Source organism: Streptomyces sp. SDr-06, assembly GCF_003324565.1.
Classification (GTDB): Bacteria; Actinomycetota; Actinomycetes; order Streptomycetales; family Streptomycetaceae; genus Streptomyces.
In genome coordinates this window covers 349,135-370,237 of sequence record NZ_QOLA01000002.1, presented here as the reverse complement: position 1 = coordinate 370,237, position 21,103 = coordinate 349,135, and the positions used below count along the sequence as shown (strand labels likewise).

General features: G+C 71.4%; 20 protein-coding genes and 1 pseudogene. 13 read left to right on the top strand and 8 right to left on the bottom strand.

The features are described from left to right. The first annotated feature begins 228 nt into the window (after window positions 1–228). Window positions 229–2,334 carry a PIG-L family deacetylase gene (locus tag DT019_RS06055; protein ID WP_223279323.1) on the top strand — a complete coding sequence of 702 codons (2,106 nt, stop codon included), beginning with the start codon at window positions 229–231 and terminating at the stop codon, window positions 2,332–2,334. A gap of 23 nt (window positions 2,335–2,357) precedes the next feature. Here the strand turns inward: DT019_RS06055 and DT019_RS06050 are convergent, their stop codons facing one another. Next, the gene (locus DT019_RS06050) at window positions 2,358–3,467 is read right to left on the bottom strand and encodes an acyltransferase family protein (RefSeq protein ID WP_189389210.1); all 1,110 of its coding nucleotides are present in this window, start codon (window positions 3,465–3,467) and stop codon (window positions 2,358–2,360) included. Between the two features lie 194 nt (window positions 3,468–3,661). Between DT019_RS06050 and DT019_RS06045 the strand changes: the two genes are divergently transcribed. The 3 genes from DT019_RS06045 to DT019_RS06035 are packed head-to-tail and all read left to right on the top strand — an operon-like array spanning window position 3,662 to window position 6,841. After that, window positions 3,662–4,549, top strand: coding sequence for an alkaline phosphatase family protein (locus DT019_RS06045; protein WP_223279322.1), 888 nt, complete (start codon window positions 3,662–3,664; stop codon window positions 4,547–4,549). Between the two features lies 1 nt (window position 4,550). After that, window positions 4,551–5,819 carry an MFS transporter gene (locus DT019_RS06040; RefSeq protein ID WP_114035583.1) on the top strand — a complete coding sequence of 423 codons (1,269 nt, stop codon included), beginning with the start codon at window positions 4,551–4,553 and terminating at the stop codon, window positions 5,817–5,819. Continuing rightward, window positions 5,816–6,841 carry a PD40 domain-containing protein gene (locus DT019_RS06035; RefSeq protein ID WP_114035582.1) on the top strand — a complete coding sequence of 342 codons (1,026 nt, stop codon included), beginning with the start codon at window positions 5,816–5,818 and terminating at the stop codon, window positions 6,839–6,841. Before DT019_RS06040 ends, DT019_RS06035 begins: the two co-directional genes overlap by 4 nt. A 72-nt stretch (window positions 6,842–6,913) precedes the next feature. Here the strand turns inward: DT019_RS06035 and DT019_RS06030 are convergent, their stop codons facing one another. Continuing rightward, complete coding sequence (locus DT019_RS06030) at window positions 6,914–7,273, bottom strand: 5-carboxymethyl-2-hydroxymuconate Delta-isomerase (protein WP_114035581.1); 360 nt, start codon at window positions 7,271–7,273, stop codon at window positions 6,914–6,916. Window positions 7,274–7,305: 32 nt separating this feature from the next. After that, window positions 7,306–7,905, bottom strand: a complete 600-nt coding sequence (locus tag DT019_RS06025; protein ID WP_189389207.1) for a CGNR zinc finger domain-containing protein — start codon at window positions 7,903–7,905, stop codon at window positions 7,306–7,308. An 87-nt stretch (window positions 7,906–7,992) separates the two neighbouring features. Here DT019_RS06025 and DT019_RS06020 point away from each other — a divergent pair, with 87 nt between their 5' ends. Further along, on the top strand, window positions 7,993–9,255 hold the full coding sequence (locus DT019_RS06020; protein ID WP_114035579.1) for a cysteine desulfurase: 1,263 nt from the start codon (window positions 7,993–7,995) through the stop codon (window positions 9,253–9,255). A gap of 39 nt (window positions 9,256–9,294) precedes the next feature. Here the strand turns inward: DT019_RS06020 and DT019_RS41015 are convergent. Next, window positions 9,295–9,381, bottom strand: a pseudogene (locus DT019_RS41015) (glutamine synthetase); the annotation flags it as partial. A 105-nt stretch (window positions 9,382–9,486) separates the two neighbouring features. On the opposite strand from DT019_RS41015, the gene DT019_RS39425 reads away from it, so the two are divergent. Beyond that, on the top strand, window positions 9,487–9,660 hold the full coding sequence (locus DT019_RS39425; RefSeq protein ID WP_317617738.1) for a hypothetical protein: 174 nt from the start codon (window positions 9,487–9,489) through the stop codon (window positions 9,658–9,660). 138 nt (window positions 9,661–9,798) lie between these two features. Here the strand turns inward: DT019_RS39425 and DT019_RS06010 are convergent, their stop codons facing one another. Beyond that, the gene (locus DT019_RS06010) at window positions 9,799–10,419 is read right to left on the bottom strand and encodes an HNH endonuclease signature motif containing protein (RefSeq protein WP_189389204.1); all 621 of its coding nucleotides are present in this window, start codon (window positions 10,417–10,419) and stop codon (window positions 9,799–9,801) included. A 73-nt stretch (window positions 10,420–10,492) separates the two neighbouring features. Between DT019_RS06010 and DT019_RS40135 the strand changes: the two genes are divergently transcribed. Both DT019_RS40135 and DT019_RS40130 read left to right on the top strand, forming a co-directional pair. Then, window positions 10,493–10,750 carry a hypothetical protein gene (locus DT019_RS40135; protein WP_223279321.1) on the top strand — a complete coding sequence of 86 codons (258 nt, stop codon included), beginning with the start codon at window positions 10,493–10,495 and terminating at the stop codon, window positions 10,748–10,750. A 118-nt stretch (window positions 10,751–10,868) separates the two neighbouring features. Beyond that, window positions 10,869–11,600: a site-specific integrase gene (locus DT019_RS40130; RefSeq protein WP_317617737.1), complete on the top strand. Its 732-nt coding sequence runs from the start codon at window positions 10,869–10,871 to the stop codon at window positions 11,598–11,600. 55 nt (window positions 11,601–11,655) lie between these two features. Here DT019_RS40130 and DT019_RS06000 read toward each other — a convergent pair whose 3' ends face one another. Further along, complete coding sequence (locus tag DT019_RS06000; protein WP_114035578.1) at window positions 11,656–13,017, bottom strand: glutamine synthetase family protein; 1,362 nt, start codon at window positions 13,015–13,017, stop codon at window positions 11,656–11,658. A 238-nt stretch (window positions 13,018–13,255) separates the two neighbouring features. Here DT019_RS06000 and DT019_RS05995 point away from each other — a divergent pair, with 238 nt between their 5' ends. The 5 genes from DT019_RS05995 (at window position 13,256) to DT019_RS05975 (ending at window position 19,164) form a co-directional block, all read left to right on the top strand. Continuing rightward, window positions 13,256–15,232: an amino acid transporter gene (locus DT019_RS05995; protein ID WP_189389201.1), complete on the top strand. Its 1,977-nt coding sequence runs from the start codon at window positions 13,256–13,258 to the stop codon at window positions 15,230–15,232. An 80-nt stretch (window positions 15,233–15,312) separates the two neighbouring features. Further along, window positions 15,313–15,672 carry a hypothetical protein gene (locus DT019_RS05990; protein ID WP_114035577.1) on the top strand — a complete coding sequence of 120 codons (360 nt, stop codon included), beginning with the start codon at window positions 15,313–15,315 and terminating at the stop codon, window positions 15,670–15,672. Between the two features lie 62 nt (window positions 15,673–15,734). After that, window positions 15,735–16,430: a DUF3105 domain-containing protein gene (locus DT019_RS05985; RefSeq protein ID WP_114035576.1), complete on the top strand. Its 696-nt coding sequence runs from the start codon at window positions 15,735–15,737 to the stop codon at window positions 16,428–16,430. Then, window positions 16,427–17,068, top strand: coding sequence for a DUF305 domain-containing protein (locus DT019_RS05980; RefSeq protein WP_114035575.1), 642 nt, complete (start codon window positions 16,427–16,429; stop codon window positions 17,066–17,068). The genes DT019_RS05985 and DT019_RS05980 overlap by 4 nt, the downstream gene beginning before the upstream one ends. Before the next feature lie 137 nt (window positions 17,069–17,205). Next, window positions 17,206–19,164, top strand: a complete 1,959-nt coding sequence (locus DT019_RS05975; RefSeq protein ID WP_114035574.1) for a protease pro-enzyme activation domain-containing protein — start codon at window positions 17,206–17,208, stop codon at window positions 19,162–19,164. A gap of 410 nt (window positions 19,165–19,574) precedes the next feature. Here DT019_RS05975 and DT019_RS05970 read toward each other — a convergent pair whose 3' ends face one another. Together DT019_RS05970 and DT019_RS05965 are read right to left on the bottom strand one after the other, a co-directional pair. Next, window positions 19,575–20,408: an alpha/beta fold hydrolase gene (locus DT019_RS05970; RefSeq protein ID WP_114035573.1), complete on the bottom strand. Its 834-nt coding sequence runs from the start codon at window positions 20,406–20,408 to the stop codon at window positions 19,575–19,577. Beyond that, the gene (locus tag DT019_RS05965; protein WP_114035572.1) at window positions 20,405–21,085 is read right to left on the bottom strand and encodes a DUF998 domain-containing protein; all 681 of its coding nucleotides are present in this window, start codon (window positions 21,083–21,085) and stop codon (window positions 20,405–20,407) included. The genes DT019_RS05970 and DT019_RS05965 overlap by 4 nt, the downstream gene beginning before the upstream one ends. Window positions 21,086–21,103 lie beyond the last annotated feature (18 nt).

Sequence of the window (21,103 nt, the reverse complement as noted above, 5' to 3'; positions counted from 1 at the left end):
TTCGCGGCATTCCGTGCCGGACTTGAGGCGATTTAAGGCGAATTCGGGGTGATCAAGGCCACACGATTTGCCATCGAGTCCAAATGAACCCGATTCTTGGACCTTTCGTCTTCCATGCCGATCAGGTTCTGACCAGCCCTGATCGAGCACTCACGACCGGGCTCGGCGAGGACGTGCTCACGCACTGACCCCGGCCGCCCAGGCCGCCCGTACCGAAAGACCGTACCCATGAAGTCCAGGCTGCCGCTGCGTTCCACGCTGCTGTCCCGCCGTGGCGCCGTCGCCGGCTCCGCGCTCGCCGCCGTGCTCATCACGGGCGGCGTCTTCGCCGAACTCGCCATCTCCGACACCGAGGGACAGGACACCCCGGGCGGTCGCGCCTCGGGCGCCCCGGCCGCGGTGGCCTCGGGGCCGGTGCGGCCCGAGAGCGGCTCGGTGATGCAGGTCATAGCCCACCCCGACGACGACCTGTTCTTCATGAACCCGGACACCGGCCAGTCGCTCCGCTCGGGCCGCCCCATGACGTCGGTGTACGTCACGGCCGGCGAGGCGGACGGCGTGAACGCCCCGCCGCCGAAGAAGCCGGGCGGCCCCAAGCCGCCGGTCGACAAGGCGAAGTACGCCGAGGCCCGCCAGAACGGCATACGCGGGGCGTACGCGCAGATGGCCACCGGCGACCGGGCCAGCTCGTGGACGCGCGCCTCCATACCCACCGCCGGCGGTGGCACCGCCGAGGTCGACACGCTCAACGCGCACCCCGACATCCACCTGGTGTGGGTGCAGCTGCGCGAGGCGGGCTCCATCAACGGCAACCAGCCGCACAGCCTGCGCGGCCTGTGGAACGGCCAGGTCTCCGAGCTCGCCTCGCAGATCGCCTCCGGCAGCCCGGCCAAGGCCTTCACGTACACGAAGGACCAGGTCGTCAAGACGCTCGCCGGTCTGATGGAGCGCTTCCGGCCCACGCACGTGCGCACCCTCGACCCGACCCCGGGCAAGGAGGGCAAGCTGCACAAGATCATCGACCACCAGGACCACATCTACAGCGCCCGCTTCGCGCAGGCCGCGCTGCAGCTCTACGCGAAGTCCGTGAACCACCCGAACTTCAGCGTGCAGACGTACTTCGGCTACAACACCAGCTACCTGCCGCACACCTTCGCCAAGCCGGCCGCCGACGCCAAGGCCGACATCGTCAAGACGTACGCCTGGATGAACCCGGACGACAACTACTGCGCCAGCACCGCCGGCTGCGGCGACCGCAAGGTGTCGGTCCGCCCGTACGGCAACAACTGGGCCCAGTCGGTCCGTTACAGCCGCACCAACTCCACCTCCTGGCTGCAGTCCGGCAAGGACGGGAGCCTGTGGGCCTTCGGCGTGCTGGACCAGCGCCTCGCGGTGTGGCACAAGGCACCCGGCGCGGACAGCGCCTGGGGCGAGCCCAAGCTGCTGCCCGGTGACGGCATGGACTCCGGGGTGAGCGCGACGCGCCTGCCGGACGGCCGGCTCGCGGTGTTCGGCACCCGTACCCTGTTCGGCACCGAGCTCACCGACTACCGCCGCGAGGCGGTGGCCGCCGTGCAGACCACCCCGGGCGGGGACTTCGGGCCGTGGCGCTCGCTCGGCTCGCCCGATCACAGCGGCACCAACGGCGTCTTCGACATGTCGACCCCGACCGCGGCCGTGGACGGCACCGGAAAGCTCTCCGTGTTCCTGCGCGGCGACGACCGCCAGCTGTACTCCGCGACGCAGGGCGCGAACGGCGCCTGGGGTCCGTGGACCGTCCTGGGCGGCGTCAACATGGCCGGCGACCCGGTCGCCACCACCGACGGCGCGGGCCGCGTCCACGTCTTCTCCAGCACCCCGAAGACGGTGCTGACCTGGGCCCAGCCGCAGGCCGGGGCTCCGATGCCGGCGCGCGCGGTCGAGACGAAGCTGCCGCCGAACACCACGGGGCTCTCGGCCCAGCCGGAGGGCGACGGGGTGCGCGTGTACTACCGCAAGGTGGACTCGGGCAACGTCCAGAGCGTGCTGTTCACCGGCGTGACCCCCTCGGCGGTCACCGACCTCGGCGACACCTCCGGCTACGGCACGGTCGGCGCGGCCGGACCGCTCCTGGCCGGCCGCACCGCGTCCGGCGCGCTCGCCAGCCTGGAGCCGGGCACCGACGCCCCGCGGTGGAAGTCCGACGGCAGCATCCTGTTCACCGGCTCGCCCTCGGCGGTCGAGAACGACGGGGACACCGCGGCCGCCGCCATCGGCCTGGACGGCCGGCTGTACTGGACGCGGACCGCGGGCTCCGACGGCCCGGCCTCGCCCTGGAAGCCCGCCGCGAACTGACCGCGGCGGGCCCTCCTCGGCGCTCAGCGCGCGAGGGTCTTCTCGCGCTCGGCGGCGGCCGTCGGAGCCGTCGCGGGCGCGGGCACCTGCGCCCGCGGCACCAGCATCCGCGGAAGGCGCGGCTCCACCAGGGGCCGGGCCAGCGCCCGCACCGGTGGCGTCGACAGCAGGACGACCACCCCCACGGCGAGCCCGCTGAGCACCAGCTGCCCGGCCAGGCCCGACTCCCGTACGGCGCGGAAGAACCCGTAGTGCTCGGCGACCCGGATCGCGATCCCGTGCAGCAGATACGGGTAGAGGGTGACCGCGCCCAGTGCCGTGATCCACATCCGGCGGCCCGGCACCAGCGCGAGGAACGAGCCCACCAGGAGCGCGCTCACCGCGAACAGCGCCAGCCGGAGCAGCAGGTACCGCACCGGCGAGACGTGCAGCGCGCCGTCGCCGACGTCCATCGACAGCCAGTCGTCGCTCGGGTCGGGTGACAGGCGGTAGGCGAGCGCGAAGGCCCCCAGGAAGACCGGCACCGCGATGCGGCGGGCCGTGCGGGTGCGCAGCCGGGCGAAGTGCTCGGGCGTCAGCCGGAGCCCCAGGACGAACCACGGCAGGAACATCAGCACCCTCGGCAGCGCCAGGTCCTCGCCGATCACGGTGGTGCCCGCGGCGAGCGAGACCACGACCGAGAGGGCGACCGGATACCGCACGGCGTTCCAGATCGGGGTGGTCAGCCGCCACACGAACAGGGCGATGAGGAACCACAGCAGATACGTCGGCGAGGTCGGGGTGACCGCGAGCTCCGTGCCGCGCACCCAGTGATACACGAACGTGTAGATGGTCTCGAAGATCAGATAGGGCGCGAGGACTCCGGTGAGGAGCCGACGGATCTGGTCGGGGCGGCCGGTGAAGCTGCGCGAGAAGTAGCCGGAGAGCAGGATGAAGGCCGGCATGTGAAAGCCGTAGACCAGGTTGTGCAGGGCTCTGAGGCCCTCGGTGTGCGGGGTGAACACCTGCTCCCAGCTGTGGCCGAGCGCGACCAGGACAATGAGCAGGAATTTGGCGTTGTCGAAGAAGGGCCTGCGGTCGGGGGCGGGGGCGGGGGGAACCAGGGCGCCGGGGTGGGGGGTGGAGCTGGTCATTGGCCCCAATGTAGGGGGACGAAGGTGGTCCATGGGGACGCCACCGCGTTGGGCACGGGACGTTCCCCGGGTCTTCACCCACTTTCACCTTCCAGGTTGACATGGACACCCCTAATCTCTGGGTGCACCGCCACCCGCTCCCTGGCTGTACCCGACCCCTGGGTGAGCCATTCCCCCTCAATCCGGAGGTAGCCGTGTCCGGCGAGCCCACACCACGCCGCACCCGCACCGCCCTCTTCACCGCCCTGGGCCTCGCGGCCACGTCCGCCGGCCTGTGGGCCGGCCTCGGCGGCACGTCGTCCGCGGCATCCGCGGCGAGCGTCCCCACCCCGGACCACGTGGTCGTCGTGGTCATGGAGAACCACGCCTACAACCAGGTCATCGGCAGCTCCAGCGCCCCGTACATCAACTCGCTGAAGACCGGCGGCGCCAACCTCACCGCCTCGTACGCCGAGACCCACCCGAGCCAGCCGAACTACTACGCCATGTTCTCCGGCGACACCCAGGGCATCACCGACGACAGCTGTGTGACCCCGGGCTTCTCCGACGCGCCCAACCTCGCCTCCGAGCTGATCGCCGCGGGCAAGTCGTGGGCCAGCTACAACGAGTCGCTGCCCGGCCAGGGTTCCACGACCTGCTCCAGCGGCAAGTACGCGCAGAAGCACAACCCGTGGTTCGGCTTCTCGAACGTGCCGACCTCCTCGGCGTACACCTTCGCCCAGTTCCCCACCGACTACTCGACCCTCCCCCAGGTCTCGTACGTCACCCCGAACCTGTGCAGCGACATGCACGACTGCTCGGTCTCCACGGGTGACACCTGGCTGAAGAACAACCTGGGGGCGTACGCGACCTGGGCCAAGACCCACAACAGCCTGCTCGTCGTCACCTTCGACGAGGACAACCGGCTCGCCGGCAACCGGATCCCGACGGTCCTCTACGGCCAGCCGGTGACCCCGGGCTCCTCGTCCTCGACGACGTACAACCACTACGACGTGCTGCGCACGATCGAGGACATGTACGGCACCGCGCACGCCGGGCAGGCCGCCGACGCCACCGACATCACGGGGATCTGGGCCGGCTGACGTGTACGTAGCGGACAGTCGCGGCACCCCGGCCGCATCCGCCGACGCCGCCCGGCCCACCTCCGGGCGGCGTTCGGCCGTCGCCCCCACCGTGTTCGCGCTCGGCACGGTCAGTCTCATCACGGACGTCTCCTCGGAGATGGTCACCGCCGTGCTCCCGCTGTACCTGGTGACGGGCCTGGGCCTGTCCCCGCTCGGCTTCGGCCTGCTCGACGGGGTCTACAACGGCTTCAGCGCGCTGGTCCGGCTCGTCGGCGGCCACCTCGCCGACCGGGGCGGCCGGCACAAGACGGTCGCGGTGCTCGGCTACGGGCTCTCCGCGCTGTGCAAACCCCTGCTCCTGGTGGCGAGTTCACTGCCGGTGATCGGCGCGGTGCTTGCCGCCGACCGCACCGGCAAGGGGCTGCGCACCGCGCCGCGCGACGCGCTGATCTCCCTCGCGTCCGCCCCCGAGTCCCGCGGCCGGGCCTTCGGGGTGCACCGGGCGATGGACACGGCGGGCGCCCTGCTCGGCCCGCTGACCGCCTTCCTGATTCTGCGTCAGGCAACCGACGGATACGACGCGGTGTTCACGGTGAGCTTCTGCGTGGCGGCCGTGGGCGTCCTCGTCCTGCTCCTGTTCGTGCCCTCCCGCGTGCCCGCGACCGCCCTCCCCGAAGGCGCCCCGCGCGCCTCCCTGAAGGCGGCCCTGGCGCTCCTGCGCGTGCGGACGGTGCGCCAACTCACCGTCGCTGCGCTCCTGTTGGGGCTGGCCACGGTGAGCGACTCCTTCATCTACCTGCTGCTCCAGCACCGGCTCGGCGTGCCCGACCGCTGGTTCGCGCTGCTGCCGCTCGGCACGGCTGCGGCGTTCCTGCTGCTCGCCGTGCCGCTCGGGCGGCTGGCCGACAAGGTGGGCCGCTGGCAGGTGTTCCTCGGCGGCCACCTCGCCCTGCTGACGGCGTACGCCCTGCTCCTGACCGGCTGGCAGAGCCCGGCGCTCCCCTTCCTGACGCTCGCCCTGCACGGCGGGTTCTACGCGGCGACCGACGGCGTCCTGATGGCGGCCGCCGCCGGTTCGGTCCCGGCCGAACTCCGCTCCTCCGGGCTCGCGTTGATCCAGACCGGCCAGGCCCTGGCCCGCTTCGTCTGCTCGATCGCGTTCGGCGCGGCCTGGACGGCGTGGGGCGACCGGACGGCGCTGGGCACGGCGGCGGCGGTCCTCACGGCCTGCGCCATGGGCGCCTTCCTGCTCCGCCCCTCGAACTCCGCGAAGGAAGCCCGGCCTTGACCCTCCGCAACAAGATCCTGGTGCTCGTGGCGGCCCTCGCGGTCCTGGCGGGCGTCGCCACCGCGTCCGTGCTGCACGCGGCGGGCCGGGCGGACCGCAAGAACCGGACGCAGGCGGGCGGGCCCCCGGTGGCCGCCGGAACGGTGTCACTGACACCCGGCGCCAACCGGAGGATCGTGTTCCGCAACATGGCGTGGGGCCCGCACCGCGACGAGCTGAGCACGGTCGCGGCCGGTGATCCGGCGGGCCCGCGCACGGCTTCCGGGGTGAAGTGCCTGCGCTTCTACGCGGCGGCGGGCACGGGCATCTGCCTCCAGGCCGAACGCGGCACGATGACGGACGCCTACCGCGCGGTGGTCCTCGACGCGTCGCTCAAGGAGCGCGCGCACTACAGCCTGCCCGGCATCCCGACCCGCGCCAGGGTCTCGCCCAGCGGCCGCTGGGTGGCGTGGACGGTGTTCGTCGGCGGCGACAGCTACGCGGGCACGAACTTCTCCACCCGCACCGCGGTCCTCGACACCAGGACCGGCCGCCTCACCGCGTCCCTGGAGGACTTCCGCGCCGTCCTGGACGGCAAGGAGCACCACGCCGCCGACACCAACTTCTGGGGCGTCACCTTCGCCGCCGACGACCAGCACTTCTACGCGACGATGGCGACGGGAGGCCAGACCCACCTCGTCCGGGGCGACCTCGCCACCCGCACGGTGACCGCCCTGCACACGAACGTCGAGTGCCCCTCCCTCTCCCCCGACGGCACCCGGATCGTCTACAAGAAGCGGGTGCCGGGCCTGCCCGCCGACGCGCCCTGGCGGCTGTACGCCCTGGACCTGGCGACGATGCACGAGACGCCGCTCGCGGAGCCGAGGAGCGTGGACGACCAGGCGGTCTGGCAGGACGACCACACGGTCGCCTACGCGCTGGCCGGTGACTACGGCAGCGACCTGTACACCGTCCCGGCCGACGGCACGGGCCAGCCCCGCCGCCTGCTGACGGCGGGACTGGCCCCGGCCTACCTGGGCTGACCCCTCCCCCGCCACGACCTGGTGGGCGCGGTGGCCGTGGAGTTCGCCGGTGCTCTGCTCGACGGCGGGGCGCTACTCCTTGTGGGCGCGGTAGTAGTCCCGCTCCATCTCGCGGGTCTCGACCATGACGTGCAGCCGCCGCCCGTCGACGGCCGTCACATGCTTGCGGGCGATCTCCAGGACGGTCTCGCTCAGCGTCTCGATCGCCTTCGGGGTGCGCCCGGAGAGGATCGCGACCTGGACGAAGACGGAGTCGATGTCGTCCTCGGCGGCGCCGAAGTACGACTCCTCGATGCGCCGGAACCGGGTCTTGAAGGCCTCGGTGGACGCGTTGACCGACGCGGGCGCCACCTCGTGGACCTCACGGGCGAAGGCCCGCCGGTCGAAGGTGGCGGCGAGCCGCTCGGAATATTCGACGGTGACGAATGGCATGGACCGGTTCCCTTGCGTAGCCGATGGGTTGATCAGACGGATGTCTTGCGGGCGGCGTAGTGGCGGGCGGCCCGCACCCGGTTGCCGCACTTGGTGGTGCACCAGCGGCGGGCCGCGTGCGAGCGCAGGAACCAGCGGGTGCACCCCGGCGCGCCGCAGGGTGCGAGCTGACCCGCGTCGGCCCCTATGAGCAGGTCGGCGCCGTCCTCGGCGAGCGCGCAGAGCGCGGCGCCGACGGGGTTCGCCGTGTCGGGCTCGTCAGCGCGGTGCGGCTCGCGGCCGGCCCAGACCAGCCGGGGCGTGGGGGGCGCGGTGGCCAGCGCGGCGTTGAGCGCGTCCAGGCTCGGCGCGGGCGGCACGGCCCCCTCGGCCCGGGCCGCGAAGAGGTCCCGCACGGCCTCGCGCAGCGCGCGCAGCCGACCGGCCTGACGCCCACTCAGAACCGTGCGGTCCGGCAGAAGTTCATGACGTACGAGCCACAGCCGGGCGGCGCCGGTGTCCTCCAGCAGGTCCACCTCGCCATGGCTGAGCGCGAACCGGGTGTTCACCAGGGCGAGGGAGAGGAAGCGCTCCTCGCCGGGGACCGGCGGCTGATGGAGGTAGTGCGGGGCGTCGTGATCCACGTATCTCATGCTAACGCTTGCCGTTATCCGTGAGAAGCTCTACGGTCACCTAACGTCGAATGGCATCTGTATGCGTGAGACAGAGGAGGCCGGAGGATGAGCACGACGAGGGACAGCTACGGGATCAGGACGGGCATCGATGTGGAGCGGGTCCGGGAGGACTTCCCGATCCTCGGGCGGACGCTCGACAGCGGGGCCCGGCTGGTCTATCTGGACTCCGGGGCCACGACCCAGAAGCCGCTCCAGGTCCTGGACGCCGAGCGGGACTACTACCTGAACCACAACGCGGCCGTGCATCGCGGCGCCCACCAGCTGTCGGTCGAGGCGACGGACGCGTACGAGGGCGCCCGGCGCAGGATCGCGTCCTTCGTCGGCGCGGGCGAGGACGAGATCGTCTTCACCAAGAACACCACCGAGGGCATCAACCTGGTGGCGTACGCCCTCGGCAACGCGGGCACCCTGGGCCCGGGCGACCGGATCGTGGTGACCGAGATGGAGCACCACGCGAACCTGGTGCCCTGGCAGCAGCTCGCCGAGCGGACCGGCGCGACGCTCGACTGGTTCGGCCTCACCAACGAGGGACGGCTCGACCTGGACGCCCTCGACGACTTGGTGGACGACGCGACGAAGGTCGTCGCCCTGACTCACCAGTCGAACGTCCTGGGCACGCTCAACCCGGTCCGCACCATCGCGGACCGGGCGCACGCGGTGGGCGCGCTCGTGGTCGTGGACGGGGCCCAGTCGGTCCCCCACCGTCCGGTGGACGTAGGGGAGTTGGGCGCGGACTTCCTCGCCTTCTCGGGCCACAAGATGCTGGGCCCGAGCGGCATCGGCGTCCTGTGGGGCCGGGCTGCCCTGCTGGAGTCGCTGCCGCCGTTCCTGACGGGCGGCTCGATGATCGAGGTGGTCGAGATGGAGCGCTCGACGTTCCTCCCGCCGCCCCAGCGCTTCGAGGCGGGCGTCCCGATGACCGCCCAGGCGGTGGGCCTCGCGGCCGCGGTCGACTATCTGGAGGCCCTGGGCATGCGGGCGGTGGCGGCCCACGAGGCCACCCTGACCGCCCTGGCCCTCGACCTCCTGGGCGAGATCCCGGGAGTCCGGATCATCGGCCCCACCGACTCGGCCGACCGGGGCTCGGCGGTGTCCTTCGCGGTCGAGGACATCCACCCCCACGACGTGGGCCAGATCCTGGACGACCGAGGAGTGGCCGTCCGCACGGGTCACCACTGCGCCCGCCCCCTGACCCGCCGCTACGGCCTGGCGGCCACGACGAGGGCGAGCTTCTACGTGTACAACACGACGGAGGAGGTACGGGCCCTGGCGGAGGGGGTCCGGGCAGCCCAGAAGTACTTCACCTGACCCCCGGAGGAGGCGGGGCCCCACCTCCCGCCAACTCACCTACAGCACCGGCAAGTTCTTCCGCGGGTCGAAGGCAGTGACCTCGCTGCGGTACTCCTCCCACTCCTGCTTCTCGTTGCGCAGGAAGTGCCGACGGCCCGGAGCGAGCTCCCACGACCGAAGTCTCCGCGGTGTTGACCTGTGATTGAGCGACTCTCATCGGTCGTTGTCGGTCGCTGTGGGCCACCCTTCGTGGAACGCGTCGAAGCACTGCGGGCCGGAGCGCAGATCGAATCCGCCCGTGCTGGCGCGACCTACACCGAACAGCTCGCCACGGCGCTGGTCCCCCGCGCGAGCCTGCCCGGCGTCAACCCGCAGGCCGTCACCGGCGCGGGCCTGCCGCCCCAACTCCTCGCCAGCGAGTAGAAGAACACGTGAGCACCATCCTGCGACCGATGGTCACCCATATCGGCCCCGGGTCTCCGCCGATACGGAACCGCTGTAGCAGCTGCGTCAAGGACATCTGGAGAGCGGCTGGTTGAGAGCGCTGCCGCCTCGGCCAGGTCAAGCCTGGCCGCGGTGTTCAGCCCGGTGTACGTCGAGCCAGACTCGGTGCTCATCGTGCAGATCAGCAAACACAGGCGCCCCACGGAGGCCCGCATAGAGGGGGTAGTCGTCCAAGCCGACTACGTCCAGCTCGCCGGTGTCCGGGTCCACGGTGATGCGGCCCAGGTCGAAGAGCCGGTGAATGTCGCGGCGCAGGAGCAGACCGCCGAATTCGTGGTGTTCGCCGCTGTCGGCATAGCTGCACAGGTGCGCGGCGTCCAGCACACATGCGGGCGCGGGGCCGGTGAAGGCACAGTTCTCCCCCTGCTCGTCCAGCAGCCGTTCCCTGAATGCCTGCTGGCCCACCCGGGTACGGGTCTTGCCGATGCGGTGGCCCCCGGCCAGCCGGCCACGCCGCGTCCTGCTCCTCTGGGATTCGCCGCTGATCACCAGCGCGGCAGCGATGTCCGGGGTCCGGGTGGCCAGGAGAGCTTCCTGCGGTCTCTCCCAGCGGGCCGGGCGCATGCTCAGCTGCGACTTGGGCGCATCGCACAGAGCCCTGACCTGGGCGCCGGTCAGCAGACCGCGGCCGTCGCGCCAGTTCTCGGCTACGTCTTGTCCGGCCGGACCGACCAGCAAAAGATCCTGCTCATGGTCGACCCGTCCCGCTCCGGAAAGGGAGCCATCGCCCGGGTATTGATGATGCTGAAAAGTGGCTCAACAAATCGAGTCCGACATGGACAGCGGGCGGTACATCGACCCGACCGCGAGCCGGATCAAGTTCCGCCAGTACGCGGAAAACTGGCTCTTTTCCCAGACCGCGGGCATCACGACTCGGGACTCCGTGGACGTACAGATCCGACGGCACGCGATCCCGTACCTGGGCCCGCGCCCGCTGGGACCGTTCAAGCCGGAGCACATCCGGGACTGGCTCAGCGAGCTGGAGCGCGCGGTGCCCGCTTCGCCGTAGCGGCGCGTCATTTTCGCGAGCGTGTCGGCCATCTTCAGCGCGGCCGTGGAGGAAGGCTACCTACACCGGAATCCGTGCAAGGCCAGCACCGTGCGCGCACCGTCATCCAACAACCGACGTGTCGTCCCCTGGACGGCCCAGCGCACGTTCACGGTGCGTGCAGCTCCCGTCGCAGTACCAGGCGGTCGTCCACCTCGGAGGCGGCTGCGGCTTGCGGCAAGGAGAACTCTTCGGGCTCCCCGTCGACGAAGTCGGCTTCGACACCGGCTGGCTCCACATCGCCTGTCAAGTGAAGGTAGCGGGCGGAAAACTCGTATTCGTCCCGCCCAATCGCAATAAGGAGCGGGACGTACCGTTGCCCGATTGGATGGCCCACGTACTCAAACAGCACATCGAAGCGCATCCGTCGATCGAGGTCACATGGCCCTGGTTACGGCCCCACAGCGAGCCGAAGACCAAACGGCTGCTGTTCGCCCGGCCGGACGGTGACGGGGCCGTACGCCGAACGGACTTCAACCCGCGCTGCTGGAAGGCCGCCCTCGTCGCGGCTGGAGTCATTCCCGAGCCCAAGCGGGGCGAGCGCCACCAAGTGGCCCGCGAGCACGGCATGCACGCGTTGAGGCACTTCTACGCGTCCGTTCTCGTGGATGCTGGGCAGAACATCGAAGCGCTCAGCACACACCTGGGGCACACCGACCCGGAGTTCACCCTCCGGGTCTTCACGCACCTGCTGCCGAGCGGCGAGGGGCAGACCCGGAGCACCGTGGACAGCCTGTACCGGGGGCACCGGTTCCGCGCCGGACGGCCTACAGACGGCCCAAGGCGCGTGAGACGGGCGCGGGGCCCGTAGTGGATGACCGTGGGCCCCGCTCACCGTTCGGCAGGAAAACCGTTCTGACCCGCGCCTACAGCACCGGCAGGTTCTTCCGCAGCTCGAAGGCCGTGACTTCCGAGCGGTACTCCTCCCACTCCTGCTTCTTGTTGCGCAGGAAGAAGTCGAAGACGTGCTCCCCCAGTGTCTCGGCCACCAGTTCGCTGCGCTCCATCAGGGTGATGGCCTCGCCGAGGTTCTGGGGGAGGGGTTCGATGCCCATGGCTCGGCGTTCGGCGTCGGTGAGGGCCCAGACGTCGTCGTCGGCGCCCGCCGGGAGTTCGTATCCCTCCTCGATGCCCTTCAGGCCCGCCGCGAGCAGGAGGGCGTAGGCCAGGTACGGGTTGCAGCCCGAGTCGAGGGAGCGGACCTCGATGCGGGACGAGCCGGTCTTGCCGGGCTTGTACATCGGGACGCGGATCAGGGCCGAGCGGTTGTTGTGGCCCCAGCAGATGTACGAGGGGGCCTCGCCGCCGGCGCCGGCGGTGCGCTCCGAGCCGCCCCAGATGCGCTTGTAGGAGTTGACCCACTGGTTGGTGACCGCGGCGATCTCGGCGGCGTGCTTGAGGAGGCCCGCGATGAAGGAGCGGCCCACCTTCGAGAGCTGGTACTCGGCGCCGGACTCGTAGAACGCGTTGCGGTCGCCCTCGAAGAGGGAGAGGTGGGTGTGCATGCCCGAGCCCGGGTACTCCGAGAACGGCTTCGGCATGAAGGTGGCCTGGACGCCCTGCTCCAGGGCCACCTGCTTCATGACCAGGCGGAAGGTCATGATGTTGTCGGCCGTGGAGAGCGCGTCCGCGTACCGCAGGTCGATCTCCTGCTGGCCCGGCGCGCCCTCGTGGTGGCTGAACTCGACCGAGATGCCCATCGATTCGAGCATGGTGATCGCCTGGCGGCGGAAGTCCATGCCGACGTTCTGCGGGGTGTGGTCGAAGTAGCCCGAGTTGTCGGCCGGGACGGGGCGGGTGCCGTCGAGCGGCTTGTCCTTCAGGAGGAAGAACTCGATCTCGGGGTGGGTGTAGAAGGTGAACCCGAGGTCGGAGGTCTTGGCGAGGATGCGCTTGAGGACGAAGCGGGGGTCCGCGAAGGACGGGGAGCCGTCCGGCATGCGGATGTCGCAGAACATCCGGGCCGTGCCGGGGGCCTCCGCGCGCCACGGCAGGATCTGGAAGGTGGACGGGTCCGGACGGGCGATCATGTCGGACTCGTAGACGCGGGCGAAGCCCTCGATGGCCGAGCCGTCGAAGCCGATTCCCTCGTCGAAGGCCTGCTCCAGCTCCGCCGGGGCGACCGCCACCGACTTGAGGAAGCCCAGCACATCGGTGAACCACAGGCGCACGAACCGGATGTCGCGCTCCTCGAGAGTCCGGAGCACGAACTCCTGCTGCTTGTCCATAGCCACATCCTTGCAGTTCAGACGGCCTGTGCACCGCTACCCCGGCAGCGCCGGGCACGGCGGGGGAATCCTCAGTATCGAGGCGCTGGATTACCTCCACATTACGCACCCCGTATGACCTGCGGCACGTCCCCTCCCCGTGGGTGCCCCTGCCAGGCGCGTGACGGGGAAGGTGGTGGATACTCGCTCCTCGTTGCCCGCAGAACGGCCCGCCAGAATGGCTCTAGGAGAACCTCGCATGACCGGCATCCAGGTGGATCCTCCGGATACCGCCGTCGCACCCCCCGCCCGGCGCCGCTGGAGGGGCTGGCTGCTCGACGGACTGAGCGAGCGCTCCGCCCGCCACCCCGGTCCGCACGGCACCGTACCCGCCGAGCACCGGGGGCACCGCTGGTGGCGGGTCATGTGCCTGACCGGCGTCGACTACTTCTCCACGCTCGGCTACCAGCCCGGCATCGCCGCGCTCGCCGCGGGGCTGCTCTCCCCGCTCGCGACGCTGGTGCTCATCGCGCTGACGCTCGGCGGCGCGCTGCCGGTGTACCGGCGGGTCGCGAGGGAGTCGCCGAACGGCGAGGGCTCGATCGCCATGCTGGAGCGGCTGCTGCCCTGGTGGGCCGGGAAGATCTTCGTCCTGGTGCTGCTCGGCTTCGCCGCCACCGACTTCATGATCACGATCACCCTGTCGGCGGCGGACGCCTCCGCGCACGTCGTGGAGAATCCTTTCACCCCGGGCTTCCTGCACGGCTCCAACCTCTGGATCACGCTCGCCCTCGTGGCGGCGCTCGGCGCGGTCTTCCTCAAGGGGTTCAAGGAGGCCATCGGGATCGCGGTGGCGCTGGTCGGCGTCTACCTGGCGCTGAACCTCGTGGTGCTCGCCACCGCCGTCTGGAAGATCTGCACCGAGCCGGTCGTCATCGGCAACTGGTGGGACGCGATGACGGCCGAGCACTCCTCGCCGCTCGCGATGATCGGGGTGTCCCTGCTCGTCTTCCCGAAGCTCGCGCTCGGCATGTCCGGCTTCGAGACGGGCGTGGCGGTCATGCCGCAGATCCAGGGCGACGCCTCGGACACGTACGACAAGCCCCTCGGCCGCGTCCGCGACACCCGCAAGCTGCTGACCACGGCCGCGCTCATCATGAGCGGCTTCCTGCTCGTCTCCAGCCTCGCGACGACCATCCTGATCCCGGAGTCCGAGTTCAAGGCGGGCGGCGGGGCCAACGGCCGCGCCCTCGCCTTCCTCGCCCACCAGCGCCTGGGCGAGGGCTTCGGGACGGTGTACGACATCTCGACCATCGCCATCCTCTGGTTCGCGGGGGCCTCGGCGACGGCGGGTCTGCTCAACCTCGTACCGCGCTACCTGCCGCGCTACGGCATGGCTCCCGAGTGGACGCGTGCGGTGCGGCCGCTGGTCCTGATCTTCATGGCCATCGCCTTCTTCATCACCTGGTGGTTCGACGCCGATGTCGACGCGCAGAGCGGCGCCTACGCCACCGGCGTGCTGGTGCTCATGCTCTCGGCCTCCTTCGCCTCGACGGTCGCCGTGCACCGGCGCGGCAAGCGGGGCGCCGCCCTGGGCTTCGGGGTGGTCACCGCCGTCTTCGCCTACACCCTGGTCACGAACGTGATCGAGCGGCCGGACGGCATCAAGATCGCGCTGCTGTTCATCGTGGGCATCGTGGTGTCGTCGTTCGCCTCGCGGGTGCACCGCGCCTTCGAACTGCGGGCCACGGCGGTGACGTTCGACGAGTGCGCCGCCCGGTTCGTCGACGAGGCCGCGCGGAGCGGGCCGCTGCGGATCATCGCCAACGAGCCGCAGGAGCACTCGACGCGGGAGTACCGCGCCAAGGAGTACAGCCAGCGCGAGGAGACCCACATCCCGGACGGCCGGCCCGTGCTGTTCCTGGAGGTCTTCATCCAGAACTCCTCCGACTTCACCACCGAGCTCACCGTCCACGGCGACGAGAAGCACGGCGTGCGCAGGCTGCGCGTCGAGGGCGCGGTCGTGCCCAACACCATCGCGGCCGTGATGATGGAGCTGCGCGACCGCACCGGCGAGGTCCCGCACGCCTACTTCAACTGGACCGAGGGCCACCCCCTCAGCCATCTGCTGCGCTTCCTGGTGTTCGGCGACGGCGAGGTGGCGCCGGTCACCCGCGAGGTGCTGCGCCGGGCCGAGCCGGACCTGAGCCGACGGCCCCGGGTCCACGTGGGCTGAGCCCCCGGTGCCCGCGCTTTCTGGCCGATGACGCACCCGGCCTGCCGTGAGCCGCACTCCCTCCCCTACCATCTGCGCCCATGGGGGGAGTGCGGCTCACGCGCATCACGCGTCCCGTGGCGCTGCTGAGCGCCATGGCGACGCTCCTCGCCGCGCTCTTCCTCTGCCTCGCGGCGGGCGGCGGCGAACACTTGGGCCGCCCCCACGGCCCGCTCGCCGACGGCCCCGCCCAGTACAGCTGCCCCTCGGACCAGGGCGGCTGCGGGCTCCACGCCCACTCCGTCCCGGCCGTGCTCACCACGCCCCCGACGGACGCGCCGACCCCGGCCGCCGTCCACGGGCTGCGTCCCGTGACGCCCCGCGCGGGGGCCGCGGCCGTACGGTTCGGGGCCCGGCCGCGCGCTCCCGACCTGCACGTCCTTCAGGTGCTGCGGACCTAGCGGGCCCCGCGGCCCCGGCCGCTCCGCCCCGACCCCCCCTCAGCAGAAGGACGTTACGGAACATGACCATGCAGGGCGACCCCAGCACCTCCCGCAGAGCGCACATGGACGAGCTGCGCCGGGCCGAGCAGGCCCGCCGCCGGCGCGGCCGGATCGTGGTGATCTCCTCGGTCACCGCCGCCACCGTGGTGATCGCGGGCCTGGTCGGATTCGGTGTGTACGAGTTCGGCCGGTCGAAGGACAGCGGCTCCGGCGCGTCCGGCACGACGCCGACCGAGGCGCAGACCCGGGCCGGGGCCGACGCGAAGGCACCGATCGCGGGCGAGAAGGACTGGGATCCCAAGAAGCTGACCCGCAACCACGTGACGACGAAGGTCGCTTACCCGATGAAGCCGCCGGTGGGCGGTGACCACGACCAGGTGTGGATGAACTGCGGCGGCGTGGTCTACCCGCGGCAGGTCCCGGACATGAACGCCGTGCACTCCCTCGAGCACGGCGCGGTCTGGGTGACGTACACCGAGAAGGCGTCCGCCGCCGATGTGAAGAAGCTCGCCGCCAAGGTGTCCACCACGCCGTACTCGCTGATGAGCCCGTACAAGGACCAGGCGGGGACGATCATGCTGAGCGCCTGGGGCAAGCAGCTCACCGTGGACAGCGCGGACGACCCCCGGGTCGGCCAGTTCTTCACCCGGTACGTCCAGGGTCCGCAGACGCCCGAGCCGGGTGCCGCGTGCACCGGCGGGCTGGACGAGCAGTGAGCCGGCGGTACTGGGGGCTCGCCGCGGCGCTCGCGCTCGCGATGGTGTTCGCGGCGGCCGCGGTGCTCGTCTCGTCCGGCGGCCGGGGCGCCACGGCCGAGCCCAAGTCCGGTACGCCGCTGGCGACCTCGGCCGACGCCGGGTTCGCCCGCGACATGTCCACCCACCACCAGCAGGCGGTGGAGATGTCCTTCATCGTGCGCGACCGCACCACGGACGAGGAGGTGCGCCGCCTCGCGTACGACATCGCCAACACCCAGGCCAACCAGCGCGGCATGATGCTCGGCTGGCTGGATCTGTGGGGGCTGCCGAAGAACGAGGCGTCCCAGCAGCCGATGGCGTGGATGGGGATGGGCATGGCGCCGGGGGCCGACGGCGCGCTGATGCCGGGCATGGCCACCAACACCGAGCTGAACCGGCTGCGCACGCTCGGCGGCAGGGACGCCGAGGTGCTCTACCTCCAGCTCATGACCGAGCACCACAAGGGCGGCGTCCACATGGCCGAGGGCTGTGTCCAGCGCTGCGCGGTGGGTCCGGAGAAGCGGCTGGCGCAGGGCATGGTCGACTCCCAGCAGTCGGAAATCGACCTGATGGCACAAATGCTGAAGAAACGGGGCGCCACCCCGCTCAGCAACTGACCATCGGTAAACGCTCTTTGGCGTTTCTTGGTGATCACATGCCCCCCGCATGAACTGTTCCTGACAAGAGTGACGCATTACATGCGCGCATCAGACAGCGCTTGTACAGCATGCGAAGACCTCACGCAGGGGGTTACATGAGAACAAGCCGCGCCAGGCGGCGCGCCGGTGTGAGCATGGCAGCGACACTGCCACTGCTCGCCGGCGCGCTCGCCCTCGGCATACCGTCCGCCCAGGCGGCCGACCCGGTCCCCAGCGGACGGGCGGCCCTCGCGGGCACCCAGCCCGTCTGGGCCACCGGCTCCGCCGACCAGGGTGCGACGGCCGCATCCGCGAAGGTCAACGCCCGGGTGTACCTCGCCGGTCGGGACGCGAAGGGCCTCGACGCGTACGCCGCGGCCGTGTCCGACCCGCAGTCGAAGACATACGGCAAGTACCTGAGCGCCGCAGAGGCGCAGCAGCGCTTCGGCGCGACCCAGGAGCAGATCGACGCGGTCACCCAGTGGCTGAAGTCGTCCGGACTGACCATCACGGGCTCCACCCAGCACTACATCGCGGTGTCCGGCGATGTCGCGGCCGCGCAGAAGGCGTTCGCCACGCAGCTGCGCGACTACCGCAAGGACGGCCGCACGTACCACGCCCCGTCCAAGGTCGCGTCGGCGCCGAACGCCCTCGCGGGGGCCGTCCTGACGGTCGCGGGCCTGGACAACGCGCCGCACCAGTCGACGCACCAGGACACCCTTCCGGGTCCGGGCGCGGGCTTCCGCAACTCCGGCCCGTCCTCGTCGTACTTCGGCCAGAACATCGCCAAGACGCTGCCGGACGCGTACGGCACCAAGGTTCCGTACGCCGTGCACGGTTACACCGGCAAGCAGCTGCGGGCCGCGTACGGCGCGGGCAAGTACACCGGCAAGGGCGTGACCGTCGCGATCACCGACGCGTACGCCTCGCCGACCATGGCGGCGGACGCCTCGAACTACGCCAAGCGCAACGGTGACGCGGCCTACAAGAAGGGCCAGTACACCGAGGTCCTTCCGGCGGCCTACAACAGCGTGGCCGACTGCAAGGCGTCCGGTTGGTACGGCGAGGAGTCCCTGGACGTCGAGGCCGTGCACGCGCTCGCGCCCGACGCGAACATCACGTACGTGGGTGCCGCGTCCTGCAACGACCCGGATCTGCTCGACGCCCTCAACAAGGTCGTCGACCAGCGTCTGGCCGACATCGTCTCCAACTCGTGGGGCGACGTCGAGGCCAACGAGACCCCGGACATCGCGGCCGCGTACGACCAGACGTTCAAGCTCGGCGCGATCGAGGGCATCGGCTTCTACTTCTCCTCCGGCGACAACGGCGACGAGGTCGCCAACACCGGCAAGAAGCAGGTCGACACTCCCGCCAACTCGGCGTGGGTGACGGCGGTCGGCGGCACCTCGCTGGCGGTCGGCAAGAACGACAAGTACCAGTTCGAGACGGGCTGGGGCACCGAGAAGGCGTCGCTGTCCGCGGACGGCAAGAGCTGGACCAACTTCCCCGGCGCCTACACCAGCGGCGCGGGCGGCGGCACCAGCTCCACCGTGAAGCAGCCGTTCTACCAGCGCGGCATCGTGCCGGACTCGCTGGCGAAGGCGAACGGCGCGGCCCGGATGCGTACGGTTCCGGACATCGCGGCCGTGGCCGACCCCAACACCGGTTTCCTGGTGGGCCAGACGCAGTCGTGGCCCGACGGGTCGGTGAAGTACGACGAGTACCGCATCGGCGGCACCTCGCTGGCCGCGCCGGTCATCGCGGGCGTGCAGGCGCTCGCCCAGCAGGCGCGCCACTTCCCGATCGGGTTCGCGAACCCGGGCATCTACGCCCGGTTCGACTCGCCGCTGTACCACGACGTGACGGACCACCCGCTGGGTGCGCACCGTGACCTCGCGGTGGCCCGTGTCGACTTCGCCAACGGCGTGGACGCGTCGGGTGGTCTGCTGACGTCCGTGCGCTCGCTCGGCAAGGACAGTTCGCTGGCCGCGACGAAGGGGTACGACGACGTGACGGGTGTGGGTTCGCCCGCGCCGGGTTACGTGGCGTCGTACGGCTTCCCGTTCCGCCGCTGACCCCCTGAACCGGGGTCGCCCCGGCCCCGCCTCTGCCCCGCGGTCCACCGCGGGGTGGGGGCGGGGCCTTTTCACTCCCCACCCCGCCCCTTCCCCAGACCCTCCGGGGGTGACAGTGCGCCTGGGGGCCACCTTTGCCCGCCTGCGCCCGCGGGCCGTACGCGGCTGCTCGCGCCCACGCGGCGGAGCCGCACAATGTCACAGCCCCGCGCCCCCTAGGGGGTTGCCCCTGCCCGCCTGCGCCCGCGGGCCGTGCTCTGGTCCTCGCGGGGTGGCCAGGGGGCATCTCAGCCCGTCATGGGGGTCCCCCCTGGCCCTTAAGGCCTTGGGGGAGATTGAGGACGAGCGCCGTTCAGGCGCGATACGGGGTCTGGGGCGGAGCCCCAGGGGCACTTTCGCCCCCGGAGGGTCTAGGGGAGGGGCGGGGTGGGGGAAGTCACCGCCCGCGCGACCGACTCCGCGCTGTCCAGCATCACCAAGTGCCCAACGCCAACCGCCAGTTGGAAGTCCGCGGACAGGGCCGCCGCCAGGGCGCGCTGGCGGCGCACCCAGGCCGCACCCCCCGCACCACCCGCCAGCACGGTCACCGGCACCCGGGGCAGCCCGAACTCCCGGCGGAGGCAGAGCAGTTCCGCCGCCACCGCCGCGTAGCACGCGTTCTCCAGGACCAAGCCGCGCAGCACCCGCGAAGTGCGGTAGCAGCGGCGTACGAGATCGCGCGGCGCCGGATCGCCGCCACCGGTGCGGCCGGCGCGCACCAGGGCGCGGCGGGCCGCGGGGCCCAGCGCGGCGGGGGCGCCCGCGGCGCACAGCCCCGCCCCGACCGCCCGTGCGAGGGCGAGCCGCGGCCCCGGGGCGGCAGGAGGACGCGCGCGCTCCTCGACGCTGGAGTCGACCAGGACGAGCCCCGCCGTACGGTCCGGGTACAGCCGCGCGAAGGCCTCCGCGTGGAACCCGGCGATGGAGTGGCCGACCACCGTCACCGCCCCCGTCAGACCCAGCGCGTCGAGGAGCCCCGCGATGCGGTGGGCCTCCCCCGCGGCGGTCGGCGCCGCGACGGCCGGTGCGGACAGGCCGTGCCCGGGCCGGTCGAACCGTACGACCGTGTGGTCCGGGGCCAGCAGCGCCACCACCGGGTCCCAGTCGAACCAGCTCATGCCGAGACCCGCGCTGAGCACCACCACCGGCCCGGACCCCTCGACCACCACGTGGTGCGCGACCCCGGCCACCCGCAGAAACCTCATGCCCGCCTCTCCCGCGCCACGCACACCGCCAGCACCCCCAGCCACACCGCCACCAGCAGCACCTGGAGCCGCTGGCCCGCGCCGAGCGCCCAGGTGCCCCGGCCCGCCTGGAAGGCGGCCACCGAGGTCAACGTCCAGGCGGTGGCGAGGAGTTCCAGGGCGGCCAGCACCGTGCCGGGGAGGGCGGCGAGCGGCGGCCACCAGCCGTAGCGGCGGGCCGCGACGGTCAGGGCGACGACGCCCACCAGCGCGCCCACCATCGCGAGGCTGCTGCTCACCGCGTGGGCGGTGTGCGTGGCCGGGACCAGGCCCGCCGTCTCGCGGGCCGCGCAGACCGGGTCGGCGGTGGGGGCGCAGCTCAGCGGGAGGCGCGAGTCGACCGCCGTGGCGGCGCCGAAGAGCGCGAGGCCCGACCAGCCCGCCAGGGACCAGCGCCGCCGGTCGCAGCGCCAGAGCGCGCACACGGCGGCGGCCAGGACCAGGAGCCCCGCGGTCAGGTCGGTGGCGCGGAAGAGTCCGCCGAGCGGCTGGTCGGCCGCGGCGAGTTCACTGACGTACGCCTGGATGGGGTCGAGTCCGGTCTGGAAGACGAGTTCCAGGACCCAGGCCGTGTAGGCGAGGGCGCCCAGCGCGAGCAGGACGGCAACGGGCCGGGGGCGCACACCACTGCGGGACATAGTGGGGCCAATGTTACG

Bases quoted from the DNA above. Each gene is read 5' to 3' on its own strand.
- DT019_RS05965 (WP_114035572.1), bottom strand. From the start codon at position 21,085: ATGTCCCGCAGTGGTGTGCGCCCCCGGCCCGTTGCCGTCCTGCTCGCG.
- DT019_RS06050 (WP_189389210.1), bottom strand. From the start codon at position 3,467: ATGACCAGCTCCACCCCCCACCCCGGCGCCCTGGTTCCCCCCGCCCCC.
- DT019_RS06055 (WP_223279323.1), top strand. From the start codon at position 229: ATGAAGTCCAGGCTGCCGCTGCGTTCCACGCTGCTGTCCCGCCGTGGC.
- DT019_RS06000 (WP_114035578.1), bottom strand. From the start codon at position 13,017: ATGGACAAGCAGCAGGAGTTCGTGCTCCGGACTCTCGAGGAGCGCGAC.
- DT019_RS05975 (WP_114035574.1), top strand. From the start codon at position 17,206: ATGAGAACAAGCCGCGCCAGGCGGCGCGCCGGTGTGAGCATGGCAGCG.
- DT019_RS05985 (WP_114035576.1), top strand. From the start codon at position 15,735: ATGACCATGCAGGGCGACCCCAGCACCTCCCGCAGAGCGCACATGGAC.
- DT019_RS05990 (WP_114035577.1), top strand. From the start codon at position 15,313: ATGGGGGGAGTGCGGCTCACGCGCATCACGCGTCCCGTGGCGCTGCTG.
- DT019_RS06025 (WP_189389207.1), bottom strand. From the start codon at position 7,905: ATGAGATACGTGGATCACGACGCCCCGCACTACCTCCATCAGCCGCCG.
- DT019_RS05970 (WP_114035573.1), bottom strand. From the start codon at position 20,408: ATGAGGTTTCTGCGGGTGGCCGGGGTCGCGCACCACGTGGTGGTCGAG.
- DT019_RS06020 (WP_114035579.1), top strand. From the start codon at position 7,993: ATGAGCACGACGAGGGACAGCTACGGGATCAGGACGGGCATCGATGTG.
- DT019_RS06030 (WP_114035581.1), bottom strand. From the start codon at position 7,273: ATGCCATTCGTCACCGTCGAATATTCCGAGCGGCTCGCCGCCACCTTC.
- DT019_RS05995 (WP_189389201.1), top strand. From the start codon at position 13,256: ATGACCGGCATCCAGGTGGATCCTCCGGATACCGCCGTCGCACCCCCC.